Annotated in this window: 21 protein-coding genes; 17 read left to right on the forward strand and 4 right to left on the reverse strand. The window is 64.3% G+C overall.

Features of this window, described 5'->3' with window-relative positions:
* Positions 1-37: 37 nt before the first annotated feature.
* From LB524_RS08330 to LB524_RS08360, 7 genes are all read left to right on the forward strand, one after another.
* Positions 38-631 (forward strand): hypothetical protein, encoded by a 594-nt coding sequence (locus tag LB524_RS08330; protein WP_224525194.1) that lies wholly within the window; start codon positions 38-40, stop codon positions 629-631.
* Between the two features lie 45 nt (positions 632-676).
* Positions 677-1,312 (forward strand): glutathione S-transferase family protein, encoded by a 636-nt coding sequence (locus tag LB524_RS08335; protein WP_224525196.1) that lies wholly within the window; start codon positions 677-679, stop codon positions 1,310-1,312.
* 70 nt (positions 1,313-1,382) lie between these two features.
* On the forward strand, positions 1,383-1,943 hold the full coding sequence (ureE, locus tag LB524_RS08340) for an urease accessory protein UreE (protein ID WP_224525209.1): 561 nt from the start codon (positions 1,383-1,385) through the stop codon (positions 1,941-1,943).
* Positions 1,894-2,607: an urease accessory protein UreF gene (locus LB524_RS08345; RefSeq protein ID WP_411909903.1), complete on the forward strand. Its 714-nt coding sequence runs from the start codon at positions 1,894-1,896 to the stop codon at positions 2,605-2,607. The genes ureE and LB524_RS08345 overlap by 50 nt, the downstream gene beginning before the upstream one ends.
* Positions 2,604-3,044, forward strand: a complete 441-nt coding sequence (locus LB524_RS08350; RefSeq protein WP_140615316.1) for a DUF3995 domain-containing protein — start codon at positions 2,604-2,606, stop codon at positions 3,042-3,044. The genes LB524_RS08345 and LB524_RS08350 overlap by 4 nt, the downstream gene beginning before the upstream one ends.
* Positions 3,041-3,682 carry an urease accessory protein UreG gene (gene ureG / locus LB524_RS08355; RefSeq protein ID WP_015314497.1) on the forward strand — a complete coding sequence of 214 codons (642 nt, stop codon included), beginning with the start codon at positions 3,041-3,043 and terminating at the stop codon, positions 3,680-3,682. Before LB524_RS08350 ends, ureG begins: the two co-directional genes overlap by 4 nt.
* Positions 3,683-3,762: 80 nt before the next feature.
* A complete protein-coding gene (locus tag LB524_RS08360; protein WP_224525211.1) occupies positions 3,763-4,530 on the forward strand; it encodes a class II aldolase and adducin N-terminal domain-containing protein in 768 nt (255 codons plus the stop codon).
* Between the two features lie 3 nt (positions 4,531-4,533).
* On the opposite strand, the gene LB524_RS08365 is transcribed toward LB524_RS08360, so the two are convergent.
* Complete coding sequence (locus LB524_RS08365; protein ID WP_015314495.1) at positions 4,534-5,166, reverse strand: HAD family hydrolase; 633 nt, start codon at positions 5,164-5,166, stop codon at positions 4,534-4,536.
* A 242-nt stretch (positions 5,167-5,408) separates the two neighbouring features.
* Between LB524_RS08365 and LB524_RS08370 the strand changes: the two genes are divergently transcribed.
* Positions 5,409-6,368, forward strand: coding sequence for a sugar-binding transcriptional regulator (locus tag LB524_RS08370; RefSeq protein WP_140615310.1), 960 nt, complete (start codon positions 5,409-5,411; stop codon positions 6,366-6,368).
* Between the two features lie 25 nt (positions 6,369-6,393).
* On the opposite strand, the gene LB524_RS08375 is transcribed toward LB524_RS08370, so the two are convergent.
* On the reverse strand, positions 6,394-6,579 hold the full coding sequence (locus tag LB524_RS08375; RefSeq protein WP_015314493.1) for a hypothetical protein: 186 nt from the start codon (positions 6,577-6,579) through the stop codon (positions 6,394-6,396).
* A 110-nt stretch (positions 6,580-6,689) separates the two neighbouring features.
* Between LB524_RS08375 and gcvA the strand changes: the two genes are divergently transcribed.
* The 9 genes from gcvA (at position 6,690) to LB524_RS08420 (ending at position 16,764) form a co-directional block, all read left to right on the forward strand.
* Positions 6,690-7,595 (forward strand): transcriptional regulator GcvA, encoded by a 906-nt coding sequence (gcvA, locus tag LB524_RS08380; protein WP_015314492.1) that lies wholly within the window; start codon positions 6,690-6,692, stop codon positions 7,593-7,595.
* A 236-nt stretch (positions 7,596-7,831) separates the two neighbouring features.
* Positions 7,832-9,142 (forward strand): ABC transporter substrate-binding protein, encoded by a 1,311-nt coding sequence (locus LB524_RS08385; protein ID WP_015314491.1) that lies wholly within the window; start codon positions 7,832-7,834, stop codon positions 9,140-9,142.
* A 124-nt stretch (positions 9,143-9,266) separates the two neighbouring features.
* Complete coding sequence (locus tag LB524_RS08390) at positions 9,267-10,139, forward strand: carbohydrate ABC transporter permease (RefSeq protein ID WP_015314490.1); 873 nt, start codon at positions 9,267-9,269, stop codon at positions 10,137-10,139.
* A gap of 11 nt (positions 10,140-10,150) precedes the next feature.
* Positions 10,151-10,975: a carbohydrate ABC transporter permease gene (locus tag LB524_RS08395; RefSeq protein WP_015314489.1), complete on the forward strand. Its 825-nt coding sequence runs from the start codon at positions 10,151-10,153 to the stop codon at positions 10,973-10,975.
* A 50-nt stretch (positions 10,976-11,025) separates the two neighbouring features.
* The gene (locus LB524_RS08400) at positions 11,026-12,030 is read left to right on the forward strand and encodes an ABC transporter ATP-binding protein (RefSeq protein WP_015314488.1); all 1,005 of its coding nucleotides are present in this window, start codon (positions 11,026-11,028) and stop codon (positions 12,028-12,030) included.
* Positions 12,031-12,068: 38 nt separating this feature from the next.
* Positions 12,069-12,839, forward strand: a complete 771-nt coding sequence (locus LB524_RS08405; protein WP_140660188.1) for an L-iditol 2-dehydrogenase — start codon at positions 12,069-12,071, stop codon at positions 12,837-12,839.
* A 164-nt stretch (positions 12,840-13,003) separates the two neighbouring features.
* Entirely contained in the window at positions 13,004-14,482 is a 1,479-nt protein-coding gene (locus LB524_RS08410; RefSeq protein WP_224525212.1) for a mannitol dehydrogenase family protein, read from the forward strand.
* 15 nt (positions 14,483-14,497) lie between these two features.
* On the forward strand, positions 14,498-15,181 hold the full coding sequence (locus tag LB524_RS08415) for an HAD family hydrolase (RefSeq protein WP_015314485.1): 684 nt from the start codon (positions 14,498-14,500) through the stop codon (positions 15,179-15,181).
* Positions 15,178-16,764, forward strand: coding sequence for an FGGY-family carbohydrate kinase (locus tag LB524_RS08420; protein ID WP_224525213.1), 1,587 nt, complete (start codon positions 15,178-15,180; stop codon positions 16,762-16,764). Before LB524_RS08415 ends, LB524_RS08420 begins: the two co-directional genes overlap by 4 nt.
* Before the next feature lie 11 nt (positions 16,765-16,775).
* Here LB524_RS08420 and LB524_RS08425 read toward each other — a convergent pair whose 3' ends face one another.
* Both LB524_RS08425 and LB524_RS08430 read right to left on the reverse strand, forming a co-directional pair.
* On the reverse strand, positions 16,776-17,861 hold the full coding sequence (locus LB524_RS08425; protein WP_224525214.1) for an ABC transporter ATP-binding protein: 1,086 nt from the start codon (positions 17,859-17,861) through the stop codon (positions 16,776-16,778).
* 2 nt (positions 17,862-17,863) lie between these two features.
* A complete protein-coding gene (locus LB524_RS08430) occupies positions 17,864-18,910 on the reverse strand; it encodes an NAD(P)-dependent alcohol dehydrogenase (protein ID WP_141905989.1) in 1,047 nt (348 codons plus the stop codon).
* Positions 18,911-18,912 lie beyond the last annotated feature (2 nt).

An 18,912-nucleotide genomic window follows, 5' to 3' on the forward strand; every position in this document is an offset into this window, starting at 1 on the left:
AGCTTTTTCATAGCATCGAGAGCATTATCAGCTACCTATGGACCAGCAAATAGCCTCCGCCCACGACATTTTCCCGCATATTCGCATCGTCATGGGCATGGTGATCGGGCTTGGCGTCGCGCGCCTGCTGTCGGGGGTGGCGCGCATTGTGCAGCATCCCGGCCAATACCGTCTCTACCCCGTGCATCTGGCCTGGGTCGCCTCGGTGCTGTTGATGCTGGTGCATTTCTGGTGGTGGGAGTTCGGCCTCTACACCATCGAAACCTGGACCTTCGGCAAGTACCTGTTCATCATTTTCTACGCGATCACCCTGTTCCTGCTCTGCGCGCTGCTGTTTCCGGATTCGATGCTGGACTACACCAGCTACGAGGATTTCTTCTATTCGCGCCGCGCCTGGTTCTTCGGCCTGCTGGCGGCGACCTACCTGCTCGACGTGGTCGACACTTTGCTGAAGGGGCCTGAGCATTTCGCCCGCTTCGGCAGCGAGTATCTGTTCCGCACGCCGATCTTCGTTGTGCTGTGCGTCGTCGCGATCCTGGTGCGCGACCGCCGGTTCCACATCGCCTTCGTCGCGGCGGCGCTGATCTACCAGATATCGTTCATCCTGCGGCTCTTCGACACGATCGTATGACGGCCGCGGATGCACTAGGCTGCTCGGGAAAGGCAGGGTTCAACGATGTACAAGGCCGTCGGATCGCGCGGATCCCGGGTCGGTCGCGTCCTCTGGATGCTGGAGGAACTCGGCCAGCCCTATGAGTTCGTCGAGGTCAAGCTGCGCTCGCCCGAAGCCTATGCGCTCAATCCCTCGGGCAAGGTGCCGATCCTCATAGACGGTGAATTGACGGTGACGGATTCGGCGGCGATCTGCGTCTATCTCGCCGACAAGCACGCCGATAAAGGCATGGGCGCCAATCCCGGTCTCGCAGGCCGCGCCGAAATGGATTCCTGGATGCATTTTGCCCAGAGCGAGTTCGAGGCGCCGCTGTGGAACAAATTGCGCCACCGTTTCCTCCTGCCCAGGGAAGTGCGGGTCGATGTCGGTCCTGCCGCGGCCTTTGACTTCGCCACGGAGGTCAAGGCGCTGGAGCGCCGGCTCGGCGACAAGCCGTTCGCGCTCGGCGACCGGTTTTCCGCCGTCGACGTGCTGCTCGGCGACATGGGCGGCTGGGCGCGTGCCGGCCGTTTCCCGATCGACTCCGAGCGCGTCAATAGCTATTTCGATCGCCTTCTGGCGCGGCCGGCCCGGACCCGGGCGCAAGCCAATGCATCGGCCCGAAAATCGGAATCGATTTTCGGAAAGCACGATCCATAGATTCAAACATGTTAGAGCATCCTTTGCGCGTCCAAGGGGACGCGCGGCGCTCTGATGGAGGTTCCATGAAATGAAGCTCAACCTCAACACCGACTTCACCAAATTCCCGCGCGCCGTCTCCGTATTGCCCGCCGGCACGGCCGCAACCACCGCGCCGTCCGGCCGTGCCGTTCTCGCCCATGACGAGCGGCATCTGCGCCGCCGCGCCATCGAACTTGCCGACGGCGGCAAGGTGCTGGTCGACCTGCCCGAGCCTGTCGCTCTGAACGATGGCGACCGGCTGGTGCTGGAGGATGGCGGCCATATCGAGATCATCGCGGCGCCCGAAGAGGTCTATGACATCCGCGCCCGCGACGCCGTGCATCTCGCCGAACTCGCCTGGCATATCGGCAACCGCCATCTCGCCGCAGGCATCGAGGCGCACCGTATCCTCATCCTGCGCGACCACGTCATCAAGGCGATGCTGGAGGGGCTAGGCGCCACGGTGCACGACGCCTCCGAGCCGTTCAAACCGGTGCGCGGCGCCTATTCCGGCGGGCATGATCACGGCCACGCGCATGGCCACAGCCATAGCGAAGCGCATGCGCACAGCCACGCGCATTCGCACGATCACCACCATGATCATGACTGACCAGCCGTCCGGCATCGCCCTGCTACGGCTGATGGCGTGGCTGTCGCCGGCCTTTCCGGTCGGCGGCTTTGCCTACAGCCATGGCCTCGAGCGCGCGGTGCAAGATGGGCTGGTGACCAATGCCGCCGGCCTTGCCGGCTGGCTGGAGGCGCTGGTCGAGATGGGCTCGGGCTGGAACGATGCCGTGCTGTTCGCCGAAAGCTGGCGCCGCGCCCGTGAAGGTGGCGATCTGGCCGAGGTTGTCGCACTGGCCGAGGCACTGGCCGGCTCGCGCGAACGCCACGCCGAGACCATGCTGCAAGGCGCGGCCTTCCTCAAAGCAGCCGCCGCCTGGCCCACTGCCGTGCTGGAGCGCTTGCCGGCCGATTGCGCCTACTGCGTCGCCGTCGGAGCTGTGGCCGGCGGCAATGGCATTGCGCTGCACGACGCGCTGTCCGCCTTCGCGCAAGCCTTCTTCTCCAACCTCGTCCAGGCCGCGATCCGGCTCGGCATGATCGGCCAGAACGAGGCGACGACGCTGCTCGCGGGTTTCGAGCCGCTGGCGCTCTCGACCGCTGCCCGCGCGTCCCGCTCGACATTGGACGACCTCGGCGGCTGCGCCTTCGTCTCCGACGTCATGGCCATGAAGCACGAAACCCAGTATTCGCGATTGTTCCGCTCATGATCCTCCTCGCCTTCGTCCTCTCCTTCGTCCTGCTGCTGATCACGGCACTGCATGTCTATTGGGGCATAGGCGGCGTCTGGCCGGGCAGGGACGCGGCGTCCTGCGCCCACGCTGTCGTCGGCTTTCGCGGCGTCAACGAAATGCCGACGCCGTTCGCCAGTTTCGCCGTTGCCGCCTGCCTCGGCCTGGCAACGCTGTGGCCGCTGGCGCTCATCGGTTTCTTTGCCTCGCCGTTTCCCAAGCAGGGCCTCGCGGCTACCGCGATGCTGATCGGACTGGTGTTCCTGGGGCGCGGCATTGCCGGTTTCACGCCCTGGTGGCGCCGGCTGGCGCCGCAACAGCCTTTCGCTCGGCTCGATTCCAGTTTCTATTCGCCGCTCTGCCTGTTGATCGGGCTCGGCTTCGCAGTCCTTGCCATCACGGAGTTTCCGACATGACACAACCCAACGGCCCCCTTCGTATCGGCATTGGCGGCCCCGTGGGTTCCGGCAAGACGACGCTCACCGAAAAACTCTGCAAGGCGCTGCGCGACGAGTTCTCCATCGCCGTCGTCACCAACGACATCTACACCAGGGAGGACGCCATGATGCTGGCCCGGCTGCAGGCGCTGCCGGAGGACCGCATCGTCGGCGTCGAGACCGGCGGCTGCCCGCACACCGCCATCCGTGAGGATGCCTCGATCAATCTGCAGGCGATCGCCGAGCTCAACCGCAAATTTCCCGACCTCGACATCATCTTCATCGAATCCGGTGGCGACAACCTTGCCGCCACCTTCTCGCCGGACCTTGCGGATCTCACGCTGTACGTCATCTCGGTCTGCCAGGGCGAAGAAATCCCGCGCAAAGGCGGCCCGGCGATCACGCGGTCCGATTTCCTGGTCATCAACAAAAGCGATCTTGCGCCCTATGTGAACGTCAATCTCGACGTCATGGAGAGCGACGCCGGCCGCATGCGCGGCAAGCGGCCGTTCGGCTTCACCGATCTTTCGCGCGGCAAGGGCCTGCGGGAGGTAATCGATTTCATCATCGAGCACGGCGGACTGCGAACCGTTGGCGCCGCAAGCACCGCGGCATAACTGGCCTTCTGCACCAAGCGAAAGCGGTTGCGGGCACCAGCGGCGCGCGGCATTCTGGGCCAAACCGGAGGATATTTTCGATGAGCATCGCCCGCCTGCAGAAGGAAACGCTCACCAACCTGCCCTTCTACGAAGAGCGCGTCGATCTCGCCTGCGCCTTCCGCTGGACGGCGCGGCTCAACATGCATGAGGCGGTGGCCAACCATTTCTCGCTGGCGGTCAACGACGACGGCACCAAGTTCCTGATGAACCCGAACCAGGTGCATTTCTCGCGCATCAAGGCCAGCGACCTGATCGAGATCGACGCCAACGACCCCGAGACGCTTTCCGGGCCGAATGCACCCGACCCCACGGCATGGGGCCTGCACGGCGCCGTCCATCGCAACGTGCCGCACGCGCGCTGCGTCATGCACGTCCATTCGATCCACGCCACCGTGCTGGCCTCGCTTGCCGACTCGACGCTGCCGCCGATCGACCAGAATTCGGCGATGTTCTTCAACCGTCACGTCGTCGACGCCCATTATGGCGGACTGGCCTTCGAGGAAGAGGGCGAGCGCTGCTCGCAGCTTCTCGCCGACCCCAAGGTCAAGGTGATGGTGATGGGCAACCATGGCGTGCTGGTCATCGGCGACACCGTCGCCGACGCCTTCAACCGCATGTTCTATTTCGAGCGTGCCGCCGAGACCTACATCAAGGCCCTGTGGACGGGCCGGCCGCTGCGCACCCTGTCCGACGCGATCGCCGAGAAGGCGGGGAGCGAGATGGACAACTATCCCGGCCAGGCCGAACGTCATCTCGCCGAGTTGAAGGCGATCCTCGACGAGCAGGAGCCGGTGTACCGGAACTGAACGCTACAGTCCGAGCTGAGCCCGCAATTCCCCGGCGCTGTTGATGACAATGGCGCCGGGCGGTCCTTCCATCGGCTTTTCAGGCCAGAAGATCGTCTTCATTCCCGCCGCCAAGCCCGCCATGGCGCCCGGCCAGCTGTCGTCGACCGCGACGGCGTGCGCGGGATCGACGTCTGCCAGATAGGCGGCGCGAAGGAAAGGCTCCGCGTGCGGCTTGCCTTCCCGCACATCGTTGCGGCTGATCGTCTTCATGCCGGGGTAGGTCAGCCCGACCATATGCAGATTGGCGTCGACGATCATCCGATCCGAGTTTGAGACCACCGCCTGCTGCACGCCGAGCGCGCGCAACTCCTTGAAGATCTCGATGGCGCCTGGGCGCGGCTTCAGCCCCTCGACCAGCGGCAGGTAATGCTCATATTTGTGAACGATCCATTCGTCGAAGGGCAGTTGCAGCCCGAACTCGTCGCGCATCATTTCGTAGACCGGCCAGGCGGCGACGCCGAGCACGCGTTCGTGCAGATCGGCCGGCGGCGTGAGGCCGGCATTGCGCATCGCTGCGATGAGGGCTGCCTCATGCAGCGGTTCGCTGTCGACCAGCGTCCCGTCCATGTCCCAAAAAACCGCCTTCGGTGTCATGCAGCGCTCCTTTTTTCGATCCCTTAAAGGGTTTGCGCCGCGAGATAAACCTTTGGCGGTCATGGAACATGCCTTCAGATGGGGAAACGGACCCGCGACGCTTTCTCCGATAGGATGTTTGCGGAGAGATCACCGCTGCTTCGGCGCAAGCATTTGCTCTTGAGATTGACAATTGCGCAGGCGGTCATTCCCTGCGAAACTGATACGACCGCCTGATGATCGGCGGTTTCGGGAGGCAGGACGTGAATACCCGGCAGGATGGCGGCAGCAACAGGCTGGACGACGCGGCGCGCGCCGGCTGGCTCTACTATGTTGCCGGCAACACACAGGACCAGATCGCCGCCACGCTCGGCATATCGAGGCAGACGGCGCAGCGTCTGGTGTCGCTGGCGGTGTCGGAAGGCCTGATCAAGGTCCGCGTCGATCATCCGATCGCCAACTGCCTGGATCTCGCCGCGCGGCTGAAATCGCGCTTTGCGCTCGACCTGGTCGAGGTGGTGCCGAGCGATCCCAATTCATCTTCCACCACCATCGGCATCGCCGAAGCGGCGGCCGCCGAGATCGAGCGGCGGCTGCGGTCGCCGACGCCGATCGTCATGGGCATCGGCACCGGACGGACGCTGAAGGCGGCGATCGAACAATTACCACCGATGGAATGCCCGCAGCACAAGGTGGTGTCCTTGACCGGCAACATCTCGCCGGACGGGTCCGCTGCCTTCTACAACGTCATCTTCACCATGGCGGACAGGGTCAAGGCGCGGTCCTTCCCGATGCCGCTGCCGGTCATCGCCTCTTCGCCGCAGGAGCGCGAGATGCTGCTCAACCAGCCGATGATCCAGCCGACACTGGTGCTTGCGGCGGAGGCCGACGTCACCTTCATCGGTATCGGCGACCTCGGCCCGAAGGCGCCGCTCTACGAGGATGGCTTCATTTCCGAAAGCGAACTGAAAGCCTTGCAGAAGGCCGGCGGCGTCGCTGAAATCGTTGGCTGGGTGTTCGATCGCGAGGGCCGCATGATCGACGGCATCACCAATGACCGGGTGTCGTCGGCGGCGCTGCCGTCGCGCGAGAAGTCGCTGGTGATCGCGCTCGCCATGGGCGAGCGCAAGCTGCCCGGCATCCTGGCGGCGGTCAACCGACGGCTGGTCAACGGGCTCATCACTGACGAGCGGACGGCGGCCGCCCTGCTGGCCAGTATCTGACGGCTTCGCGATAAAGCCAGCAAGGCTATTGGTGCCGGCCGAAAGGGTCGTTGCCATCGAGGAAACCGAGGTCGCGCTGCAGATGCGGCGACAGGTCCCTGACGTCGAGATGCGCCCTTTTTCGGGTCGCGAACCAGCCGAATCCGTCCGCAAGCCACGAAATCCAGCGATGATCGGGGGCGGGAGTGCATTTTTGCTGCGCCATGGTCATGATCGTCAACCTTCGTTATCCTGAACCCGAATGACGGGTTGAGGATGAATGTCGGCCTTGCCGGCCGCTTTTGCCAATCGAACGTCGATAACGATCCATAAGGAGGCTTTATGCCTGATCTCAGCGCGCCGCAGGTTTCGCAGCTGCCGCCGTTACAGGCGATCCGGGTGTTCGAGGCGGTGGCGCGGCATCTTTCCTTCACCAAGGCCGCCGGCGAACTCGCCATGACGCAAGCGGCGGTCAGCTATCAGATCAAGGTGCTGGAGGAGCGCGTCGGCGCTCCGCTGTTCCTGCGCCGGCCGCGGCAGATCGAACTGACCGAAGCCGGCCAGCGCCTGGCGCCGGCGGTCAGCGAGGCCTTTGCCATTCTTAGCCAGGCCTATGCCGCCGCGCGCGGCGGGGCGGACGGGTTGTTGTGCGTCACCACGGTGCTGACTTTTGCCTCGAACTGGCTGGCGCACCATCTGGGCGCATTCCAGATCGCGCATCCCTCGCTTGCCGTGCGGCTCGACACGTCGAGCCGGCTGACGGATTTCGCCCGCGAGGATGTCGACCTCGCCATTCGTTCGGGCGGCGGCAAATGGCCGGGGCTGGAAGCCCACAAGCTGCTCGATGCCGATTTCACGCCCATGCTGAGCCCGAAGCTCGCTGCGAGCATCGGCGGCATCAACGAACCGGCCGACCTGCTCAAGCTGCCGATCCTCGATCCCAGCGATATCTGGTGGACGCAATGGTTCGAGGCCGCCGGCGTGCACAGCCACGACCTTGCCAGGCGGCCCGGCAGCAGCATGGGCGCGCAGGCCTATGAAGCCAACGCGGCCATATCGGGCCATGGCGTGGCGATCCTGACCCGGGCGCTGTTCAAGGCCGAACTCGCCGACGGCCGGCTGATCCAGCCATTCGACCTGGTCGGCGACGACGGGCACGCCTACTGGCTGGTCTACCCCGAGGCGCGCCGCAACGTGCCCAAGATCCGCGCCTTCCGCGACTGGCTGCTGGCCGAGATCGCCTGCTGACCGGCATATAAGCCGACGTCGGACCGGGGCAACAAACGACATCCCGTTCGAGAGGCTTTGGCCCCGCCGCCTGGACTCCAGACGGCGGCAATCCGAGCCCTGTCGCCGAACCTCCGCCCCATTTGCCGGCCGTGTGCTGCGCTGCAGCATCGAATCCGGCTTGACATAATTAAGACTAAGTGAGTAATTGCTCACAACCAAGGCAAATGCTCAACTTGGTTTATGGGAGGAATTTGATGAAACTTCGCACGCTCACCCTGGGCTTGTTGTCGGCCAGCACGCTTGCGTTCGCCGCACACGCCGAATCCATCACCATCGCCACCGTCAACAATGGCGATATGGTCCGCATGCAGAAGCTGACCGACGACTTCACCAAGGCTAACCCGGACATCCAGCTCAACTGGGTCACGCTCGAAGAGAACGTGCTGCGCGAGCGCGTCACCACCGACATCGCCACCAAGGGTGGCCAGTATGACGTGATGACCATCGGCACCTACGAGGTTCCGATCTGGGCCAAGCAGAGCTGGCTCCTGCCGCTCGACAAGCTCGGCGACGACTATGACGCCAAGGACATCATCCCGGCCATCGCCGGCGGCCTTTCGGTCGATGGCAAGCTCTATGCCGCGCCCTTCTACGGCGAGAGCTCCTTCGTCATGTACCGCAAGGACCTGATGGAGAAGGCTGGGCTGAAAATGCCCGACGCCCCGACCTGGGATTTCATCAAGCAGGCGGCCGACAAGATGACCGACCGCGCCAATGGCGTGAACGGCGTCTGCCTGCGCGGCAAGGCCGGCTGGGGCGAGAACATGGCTTTCCTGACCGCCATGTCGAACTCCTTCGGCGCCCGCTGGTTCGACGAGAACTGGAAGCCGCAGTTCGACCAGCCGGAATGGAAGAAGACGCTGCAGTTCTATGTCGACCTGATGAAGGCCGACGGTCCCGAGGGCGCCTCGTCCAACGGCTTCAACGAGAACCTGGCGCTCTTCCAGCAGGGCAAGTGCGGCATGTGGATCGACGCCACCGTCGCCGCCTCCTTCGTCTCCGACCCGAAGAACTCCACCGTCGCCGACAAGGTCGGCTATGCCCTGGCGCCGGATAATGGCTTGGGCAAGCGGGGCAACTGGCTGTGGGCGTGGTCGCTGGCGATCCCGGCCGGCACGCAGAAGGCCGACGCCGCCGAGAAGTTCGTGTCCTGGGCGACCAGCAAGCACTATGCCGAGCTCGTCGCGTCGAAGGAAGGCTGGGCAAACGTGCCTCCGGGCACGCGTTCCTCGCTCTACGCCAATCCCGAGTACCAGAAGGCGGCTCCGTTCGCCAAGATGACCCTGGACTCCATCAATGCCGCCGACCCGACGCATCCGACCGTCAAGCCGGTGCCTTATGTCGGCGTGCAGTTTGTCGCCATCCCTGAATTCCAGGGCCTTGGCACCACCGTCGGCCAGCTCTTCTCGGCGGCTCTTGCCGGCCAGTCGAGCGTCGACGATGCGCTGAAGCAGGCCCAGGACGCCTCCACCGCGGCGATGACCGAGGGCGGCTACATCAAGTAAGGCTCCTCCCGGTGCCGAACGCCGGTCACCTCCTCGACCGGCACCGGCCGCCCGAAACCCAGTTCGGGCGGCCGCCTTTCCAGAGCCTGTGAAAATTCAGCCTGATCCTTGAAGGGTGACCGTCATGGCTACTCAGCAGACCCGTTCGCTTGCCCGATTCATGATGGCGCCTTCCGTGGTGCTGCTGTTCGTCTGGATGATCGTGCCGCTGGTCATCACGATCTGGTTCTCCTTCCAGCAGTACAATCCGCTCAACCCGATGCGCGACGGGTTCGTCGGCTTATCCAATTACGCGCTGTTCTATTCCAATCCGGCCTTCCTGCAGTCGATCCTCAACACGCTTGTCCTGGTGGTCAGCGTGCTGCTGATCACGGTGATCGGCGGCATCCTGCTGGCGCTGCTCATCGATCAGCCGATGTGGGGACAAGGGATCGTGCGCATCCTCGTCATTTCGCCGTTCTTCGTCATGCCGCCGGTGGCCGCATTGGTGTGGAAGAACATGATCATGCACCCGCAATATGGCGTGTTCGCCGACATAGCGCGCTTCTTCGGGGCACAGCCGATCGACTGGTTCGGCCAGCATCCGATGACGGCGATTATCATCATCGTCGCCTGGCAATGGCTGCCATTCGCGACATTGATCCTCCTGACCGCGCTGCAGTCGCTCGACGGCGAGCAGAAGGAAGCCGCCGAGATGGACGGGGCCGGCTTCATCAGCCGCTTCATCTATCTGACGCTGCCGCACATGTCGCGGGCGATTACCGTGGTCATCCTGATCCAGACGATCTTCCTGCTCTCGGTCTATGCCGAGATCCTGGTCACCACCAATGGCGGCCCTGGTTACGCCTCCACCAACCTGCCCTTCCTCGTCTACCAGAAGGCGTTGCTGGAATTCAAAATCGGCCAGGCATCCGCGGGCGGTGTGATCGCCGTCATTCTCGCCAACATCGTCGCCTTCTTCGCCATGCGCGCCGTCGGCAAGAACCTGGACAAGTAAGGGAGGATACGATGGCACGCTCAGTCACCACCCAGCACAAGACAATCGCGACAATTGCCGCCTGGACCGTCGCGCTGCTGATCTTCTTTCCGATCCTCTATACGATCATCACCTCGTTCAAGTCGGAACAGGAGGCAATCCAGGGCTTCAACCTGATCCCGTCCGGGACTTTCGAGAGCTATGCCGAGGTCCAGGCGCAGAGCGGTTACTTCAAGTTCTTCCTGAACTCGGTGCTGCTTTCTGTCGGCTCGACCATCCTGGCGCTGTTGGTCGCCATTCCGGCGGCATGGTCGATGGCGTTTTCGCCGACCAAGCGGACCAAGGACATATTAATGTGGATGCTGTCCACCAAGATGATGCCGGCGGTCGCCGTGCTGTTCCCGATCTATCTGATCTTCCGCAATCTCGGCCTGCTCGACTCGCGCATCGGCCTGATGATCATGCTGATGCTGATCAACCTGCCGATCGTGGTGTGGATGCTCTACACCTACTTCCGCGAAATCCCGGGCGAAATCCTGGAAGCCTCGCGTATGGACGGCGCATCCTTGTGGGGTGAAATCTGGTACGTGCTGACGCCGATGGCGGTGCCCGGCATCGCCTCGACGATGCTGCTCAACATCATCCTGGCCTGGAACGAGGCGTTCTGGACGATCCGGCTGACCACCACGGAAGCCGCACCGCTCACCGCCTTCATCAGCTCCTTCTCCAGCCCGCAAGGCCTGTTCTGGGCCAAGCTTTCGGCCGCCTCGACCCTGGCCATCGCGCCGATCCTGATCATGGGCTGGTTCAGCCAGAAGCAGCTGGTGCGCGGCCTGACATTTGGCGCGGTGAAGTGACGGAAATTGCCTGAAGCAATCGGCGAAAAACAGCCCTCGGGGAGGAAACCATGGGAAACATCACGCTCAAGAACGTCTCCAAGTCCTTTGGTTCGACGTCCATCATCCCCGGCCTCGACCTGGTGATCGAAAACGGCGAGTTCGTCGTCTTCGTCGGCCCGTCGGGTTGCGGCAAGTCCACGCTGCTCAGGCTGATCGCTGGCCTTGAGGACACCAGCGGCGGCACCATCAACATCGATGGCCGCGACGTCACCGGCGAGGCGCCGGCCAAGCGCAAGCTTGCCATGGTGTTCCAGTCCTACGCGCTCTACCCGCATATGACGGTGGCCAAGAACATCGCTTTCCCGCTGAAGATGGCGGGCGAGGACCAGGCGACCATCGACAGGAAGGTGAAGGACGCGGCGCGCGTGCTCAACCTTACCAACTACCTCGAACGCCGCCCCGGCCAGCTCTCCGGCGGCCAGCGCCAGCGCGTCGCCATCGGCCGCGCCATTGTGCGCCAGCCCTCGGCCTTCCTGTTCGACGAACCGCTGTCCAACCTCGACGCGGCACTGCGCGGCACCATGCGGCTGGAGATCAGCGAACTGCACCACCAGCTGAAAACCACGATGATCTACGTCACCCACGATCAGGTCGAGGCGATGACCATGGCTGACAAGATCGTCGTGCTCAACGCCGGCAATATCGAGCAGGTTGGCTCGCCGATGGAACTCTACAAGACGCCGAAGAACCTGTTCGTCGCCGGCTTCATCGGCTCGCCCAAGATGAACCTGATCGAAGGCGCGCCGGCTGGCAAATACACCGCCAAGACCATCGGCATCCGGCCCGAACATATGCAGATATCGACCACGGCGGGCGACTGGAAGGCGACGGTCGGCGTGGCCGAGCATCTGGGCTCCGACACGTTCCTGCACGTTCAAGCCGACGGCGTCGGGCCGCTGACGGTGCGCGCCGACGGCGAACTGGCGGTCCGCCATGGCGACACGATCTATCTCACCCCTGACAAGGCCAAGCTGCATCGCTTCGGCGCTGACGGCAAGGCGATGGCCCAGTGAGGGTGGGCCAGTGAGGATGGGCCGGTGAGGATGGGACAGTGAGGCTGCAAGGCAAATCGGCGCTGGTCACGGGATCGGCGCGAGGCATCGGCAGGGCTTTCGCCGAAGCCTATGTGCGCGAGGGCGCCACTGTCGCGATCGCCGATATCAACCTTGAAGCAGCGCAGAAGACGGCCGCCGCGATCGGCGACAACGCCTATGCCGTGAAACTCGACGTCACCGACCAGGCATCCATCGATGCGGCGGTGAAGGCGGTGGAGGACAAGGCGGGCGGTCTCGACATCCTGATCAACAACGCCGCTTTGTTCGACCTGGCCCCGATCGTGGAGATATCTCGGGCGAGCTATGAAAAGCTTTTCTCCGTCAATGTCGCGGGCACGCTGTTCATGCTGCAGGCAGCCGCCCGGTCGATGATCGCGCGGGGCAAGGGCGGCAGGATCATCAACATGGCAAGCCAGGCCGGGCGTCGCGGCGAGCCGCTGGTCGCGGTCTATTGCGCCACCAAGGCCGCGGTCATCTCGCTGACCCAGTCGGCAGGGCTCGATCTGATCAAGCACCGCATCAACGTCAACGGCATCGCGCCCGGCGTCGTCGACAGCGACATGTGGGACGAAGTCGATGCCTTGTTCGCCAAATACGAGAACCGGCCGAAGGGCGAGAAAAAGCGGCTGGTCGGCGAAGGCGTGCCTTACGGCCGCATGGGCAAGCCGGAAGACCTCGCCGGCATGGCCGTGTTCCTCGCCAGTGACGAGGCCGAATACATCGTCGCCCAGACCTACAATGTCGATGGCGGCCAATGGATGAGTTGAAAAGAACGATTTGAGGGGGACGGCGCCTCTTTCTTTCCTCCGGAGAAGGTGCCGCGGGGGCGGGTGAGGGGCCGCATGCTGGAACACCAGGTGCGGCCCCTCATCCTCGCCCTCCCGAAGGAGGCGAAACAGTCGGGCGGCAAATCGGCCAAAGGGTAAAGCAGATGACCGTGAAACTTTCTTCCTCGAGCCTCGTCAGGCTTCCGCCCAAGGTCGCAGGTCCGAACTATGACCGCTCGGCGCTGAAAGCCGGCATCGTGCATTTTGGTGTCGGCAATTTTCACCGCTCGCACCAGGCCGTCTATCTCGACGACCTGTTCGGTCAGGGCATCGGTCATGATTGGGCGCTTGTCGGCGCCGGCGTGTTCGATGGCGAGAAGATCGGCCGCGGCAAGCTTGAAGAGCAGGATTGGCTGACCACAGTGGTCGAGCAGGACGAGGGCCATATGAGCGCCCGCGTCACCGGTGCGATGATCGATTTCCTGATGCCGGGCGATGCCGCCGCCATCATCGATCGGCTGGCCGATCCGGCGATCAGGATCGTTTCGCTGACCATCACCGAAGGCGGCTATTTCATCGACCCGGCCTCCGGCGTCTTCAACCCGACCCATCCCGACATCGTCGCCGACGCGCAGCCGGGCGCCACACCGAAGACTGTGTTCGGCATTATCCTGGCCGGGCTGGGGCGACGCCGCGAGGATGGTATCGTGCCGTTCACCGTGATGTCCTGCGACAACATTCCCCACAACGGCCATGTCACGTCGGATGGTGTTATCGGCCTTGCCCGCCTGATCGACGAGGATCTGGCGAGCTGGGTCAGCGAGACGGTCGCCTTCCCGAACGCCATGGTCGACCGCATCACGCCGGCCACCAGCGACCGCGAGCGCAAGATCCTCGCCGACGATTTTGGCATCGAGGACAACTGGCCGGTGTTCTGCGAGCCGTTCCGGCAATGGGTGCTGGAAGACCATTTCACCGATGGCCGCCCGGCGCTGGAAAAGGTCGGCGTGCAGTTCGTCAAGGACGTCGCCCCTTATGAACTGATGAAGATCCGCATCCTCAATGGCGGCCACGCCACCATCGCCTATCCGGCCGGGCTGATGGACATCCACTTCGTGCATGAAGCGATGCAGGAGCCGCTGGTGCGCGGATTCCTCGACAAGCTCGAGCACGACGAGATCATCCCGACGGTGCCGCCGGTGCCGGACACGGTGCTGGAAGACTATTACCAGCTCATCGAGAAGCGCTTCTCCAATCCCAAGATCGGCGACACGGTGCGCCGGCTCTGCCTCGACGGGTCCAATCGCCAGCCGAAATTCATCATCCCGACCATCGCCGACCGGCTGAAGGCCGGCAAAGGCGTTGCCGGACTGGCGCTGGAATCGGCCCTTTGGTGCCGCTACTGCTTCGGCACGACGGACAGCGGCGCCGTCATCGAGCCCAACGACCCGAGCTGGGACCGGCTGAAGGCAACGGCAAAGGCGGCAAAGGACGCGCCCGCCGCGTGGCTTGCGATGGACGATATCTATGGCGACGTCGGCCGCGCCGCCGCCTTCGTCGAGGCCTTCGCCCACGTGCTCAACGTGCTCTGGGCCAATGGCACGCGCGCCACGCTGACGCGCTACCTCGCCGGCAAGCTCTGAGAGCCAGCCGGCATCATGACGCCTGAACTGGTCATCTTCGACTGCGACGGCGTGCTGGTCGATAGCGAGGCGCTCTCCGTCTCGGCGCTGCTCGGCATGATCGAACTCGCCGGCGGCAGTCTCGGCGAGGACGCTGCCTACGAGCATTTCCTCGGCAAGAGCATGAAAAGCGTGCGCGAGATCCTCAGCCGCGACTTCGGCCTGGAGATCACCGACCAGCATCTCACCGCCATGCGCGTCGACCTCATGCGAAAGTTTCGCGAGGAGCTGATGCCGATCCCCGGCGTCAAGGAGATGCTGCCGAAGCTCGGCCTGCCGTACTGCGTTGCCTCTTCCGGCACGCTGGAACGCATCCGGTACGCGCTCGACGTCACCGGTCTGCTGACGCTGATGGAGCCGCATCTGTTCAGCGCGGCCATGGTTGCCAAGGGAAAGCCGGCGCCCGACCTTTTCCTCCACGCCGCCGCCACCATGCGAGCCCATCCGCGCAGATGTCTCGTCATCGAGGACAGCCCGGCCGGTGTTGCCGCCGCACGCGCGGCAGGCATGCGCGTCCTTGCCTTTACCGGTGGCGCGCACGCTGGCAATCCGGCATTGAAAGCGCGGCTTGCGTCGACCGAACCGGACTTTATATTCGCTGACATGCTGCAATTGCCCGATCTGATTGCAGGCCTGGGAGCGAGAGTTAGAGCATCTTGACGAAACAGTTTGTCTGCGCGGTCGACGTCGGCACCGGGAGCGCTCGCGCGGGCATTCTCGACGCCAGTGGCACCTTGCTCGGCCGTGCCGAGCGGCCGATCGCCATGAACCAGCCGAAGCCGGATCATGCCGAGCACGATTCGCGCGATATCTGGTCCGCCGTCTGCACCGCCGTGCGTGCCGCGCGGGAAAAGGCCGGCGTCGCCGCCGGGGATATCGCCGGCATCTCCTTCGATGCCACCTGTTCTCTGGTCGTGCGGGACAGGCAAGGCGGCCAGCTCAGTGTGTCGACCACCAGCGACAAGCGCTGGGACACCATTGTCTGGCTCGATCACCGCGCCATCGCCGAAGCCGACGAATGCACGGCGAGCGGCCACGAGGTGCTGAATTATATCGGCGGCGTCATGTCGCCCGAGATGGCGACGCCGAAGCTGATGTGGCTGAAGCGTAATCTACCGAAGACATGGAATGAAGCCGGCTACCTGTTCGACTTGGCCGATTTCCTGACCTGGCAGGCAACGGGCTCGCTGGCCCGCTCGCAATGCACGCTGACAGCGAAATGGACCTATCTGGCGCACCAGGACACCGCATGGCAGCGCGATTTCTTCGAACTCGTCCGCCTCGACGATCTTTTTGACCATGGCAATCTGCCCGAAAAGGCAAGCCCGGTCGGCGCCGATATCGGTCCGTTGACAGCGCAGGCAGCGGCGGAACTCGGCCTGACCGAAAACTGCCGCGTCGGCGCAGGCGTCATCGATGCCTATGCCGGGGCGCTTGGCGTGCTCGGCGGCTTTGCCGGCGACGACCAGAATATCGGCCGCCATCTGGCGCTGATCGCCGGCACGTCCTCCTGCGTCATGGCGATGTCGCCCGACCCGCAGCCTTTCGCCGGCGTCTGGGGCCCTTACTACGGCGCCGCGCTGCCGAAGCTGTGGCTATCGGAAGGCGGCCAGTCGGCGACCGGGGCGCTGCTCGACCACATCATCCGCTGGCACGGCGCCGGCGGCGAGCCGAACGCGGCCATGCATGCCAGGATTGCCGGGCGCGTCGCCGAACTGCGCGCCGCCGAGGGCGAGAACCTTGCCGCGCGGCTGCATGTGCTGCCGGATTTCCACGGCAACCGCTCGCCGCTGGCCGACCCGCACGCCGTCGGCGTCGTCAGCGGTTTGACGCTGGATTCGTCGTTCGACAGCCTGTGCAAGCTCTACTGGCGCACCGCCGTCGGCATCGCGCTCGGCGTGCGCCATGTGCTGGAGGCGCTGAATGAGAACGGCTACCTGATCGACACGCTGCACGTCACCGGCGGCCACACCAAGAACCCGCTCTTGATGGAGCTCTATGCCGACGCCACCGGCTGTACGGTGGTCGAGCCGCTGGCCGACGAGGCGGTGCTGCTCGGCACCGGCATGGTGGCGGCGACCGCCGCCGGGCTGTTCCCCGATCTCAACGCCGCCTGCCTTGCCATGCAGCAGGGCGGCAAGGCACGCGCCGCCAACCCGGCGGCCGGCGCCCGCTTCGATCGCGACTACCGCATTTTCCTGGAAATGCACCGGCAGCGGCAGGTGCTCGACGCCATCCGGTAGGTTTTGGCGCTCTACTGCTTGCGCAGGGACGCGCCCGATGTCGCGTCGAACAGGTGGATCGCTTCCTCCTCGAACGTATAGCGGACGGGCGCATGCAGCACCGGGCATTCGCGTGCCGGAACCAGTGCGCTGATCTCCTTGCCGCCGGAGCCGAAGGTCACCAGCGCGTCATTGCCATGGAATTCGATGAGATCGGCGGTGCCTTGCAATATGCCGGCGGCGCCGGCGCCGGCCGTCTTCAGGTCCGGCGGGCGGATGCCCAGCACGGCGCGATCGCCCGGCTGGACATGAAAACCCGCCCCGTCCATCGAAAGCACCGTTCCGGCGCCGGTCAGCGTCCAGCCGTTGCCGGCTCGGGCGACCGTCACATCGACAAAATTCATGTTCGGCGTGCCGATGAAGCCGGCCACGAAAATATTGCCCGGCCGCCGGTAGATTTCCGCCGGCGAGCCGATCTGCTCGATGACGCCGTCCTTGAGCAGCACGATTCGGTCGGCGAGCGTCATCGCCTCCAGCTGGTCATGGGTGACATAGACGGTGGTGGTCTTCAACGACTGGTGCAGCCGCGCGATCTCGACGCGCATATGGTTGCGCAATTTGGCGTCGAGATTGGACAACGGCTCGTCGAACAGGAACACCTTGGGCGTCTTGATCATGGCCCGGGCGATCGCCACGCGCTGCTGCTGGCCGCCGGAAAGTTCGGCCGGTTTGCGGCCGAGATAGGGGTCGAGCCCCAGCGTCCCCGACACCGCTTCGACCCGCTTGCGGATCTCGGCCGCCGGTACCTTCTGGCGCCGCAGCCCGAAGGCGATGTTGTCGAAGATCGTCATGTGCGGATAGAGCGCGTAGTTCTGGAACACCATGGCGATGCCGCGATCCCCCGGATCGAGGTCGTTGACCACCTTGCCGCCGATCGAGACCTCGCCGCCGCTGATGTCCTCCAACCCCGCCAGCATCCTGAGCAAGGTCGACTTGCCGCAGCCGGACGGGCCTAGGAACACGACGAATTCGTGCTCTTCGATGCTGAGGTTGAGATCGCGGATGACCGTGGTGGCGCCATAGGCCTTGTCGACATGGGAGCAAACGATCGCGGACATGGTCAGCCCTTTTCGCCTGTAAGCAGGATCTGCAGCTTCACGTCCTGCGGGTTGCCTTCGGCGGCCCGTTCGAACGCCTTGATGCTGTCGGCGAAATCATAGGTGCCGGTGATCAGCGGCTTGAGGTCGACCTTGCCGGAGGCGATGAGCTGCAGGGCGCGGTCGAAAATGTTGGCATAGCGGAACACCGTCTCGATGCGCACTTCCTTCGAGATCGCCGCCGGTACGTTGAGGGCCACCGGCTCCACCGGCAGCCCGACCAGCACCACCGCGCCACCTGGCCGCACGACATCGAACAGGTCGGCGAAGGCCTTGGGGCTCCCGCTCGCCTCGAAGACGATGTCGGCGCCCCAATTGTCGGTCGCGGCCGCGACGGCGTCGACCAGCGACTGTTCGCCGATATTGACCGGCACGATGCCGGCATATTGCGCTGCGATCTTCAGCTTGGGCGCGGAAAAGTCGGAAATCAGCACTTTCGAACAGCCGCCGGCAAGGGCGGCAAGCGCGATCATGATGCCGATGGGGCCGCAGCCGACGACGACGGCGACATCGCCTGGAACGATGCGGGCACGGCTCGCCGCCTGCATGCCGATGGCGAAGGGCTCGACCATGGCGCCCTCGGCGAAGGAGACATTGTCGGGCAGCCTGTAGGTGAAAGCCGCCGGGTGCACGGCAAAGGGAGCAAGAATGCCGTGCACCGGCGGCGTCGCCCAGAAAGTGACGTCCGGGTCGACATTGTAGATCCCGAGTTTTGTCGCGCGCGACGACAGGTTCGGCACGCCGGGCTCCATGCAGACGCGGTCGCCGACCTTCAGGCTCCTGACATTGGCGCCGACCTCGACGATTGTGCCGGCGGCTTCGTGGCCGAGCACCATCGGCGCCCGCACGACATAGCTGCCGATGGCGCCATGCGTATAATAGTGCACGTCGCTGCCGCAGACGCCGACCGTGTGGATGGCGATCCTGACGTCGTCGGGTCCGACATCGAGCGGCAACGCGATCTCGCGCAGCGACAGTTCGCCTTTTTTCTCAAGTACCAAAGCCCGCATCG

Source organism: Mesorhizobium sp. ESP6-5, assembly GCF_020164695.1.
In the GTDB taxonomy this organism is placed as follows: domain Bacteria; phylum Pseudomonadota; class Alphaproteobacteria; order Rhizobiales; family Rhizobiaceae; genus Mesorhizobium; species Mesorhizobium australicum.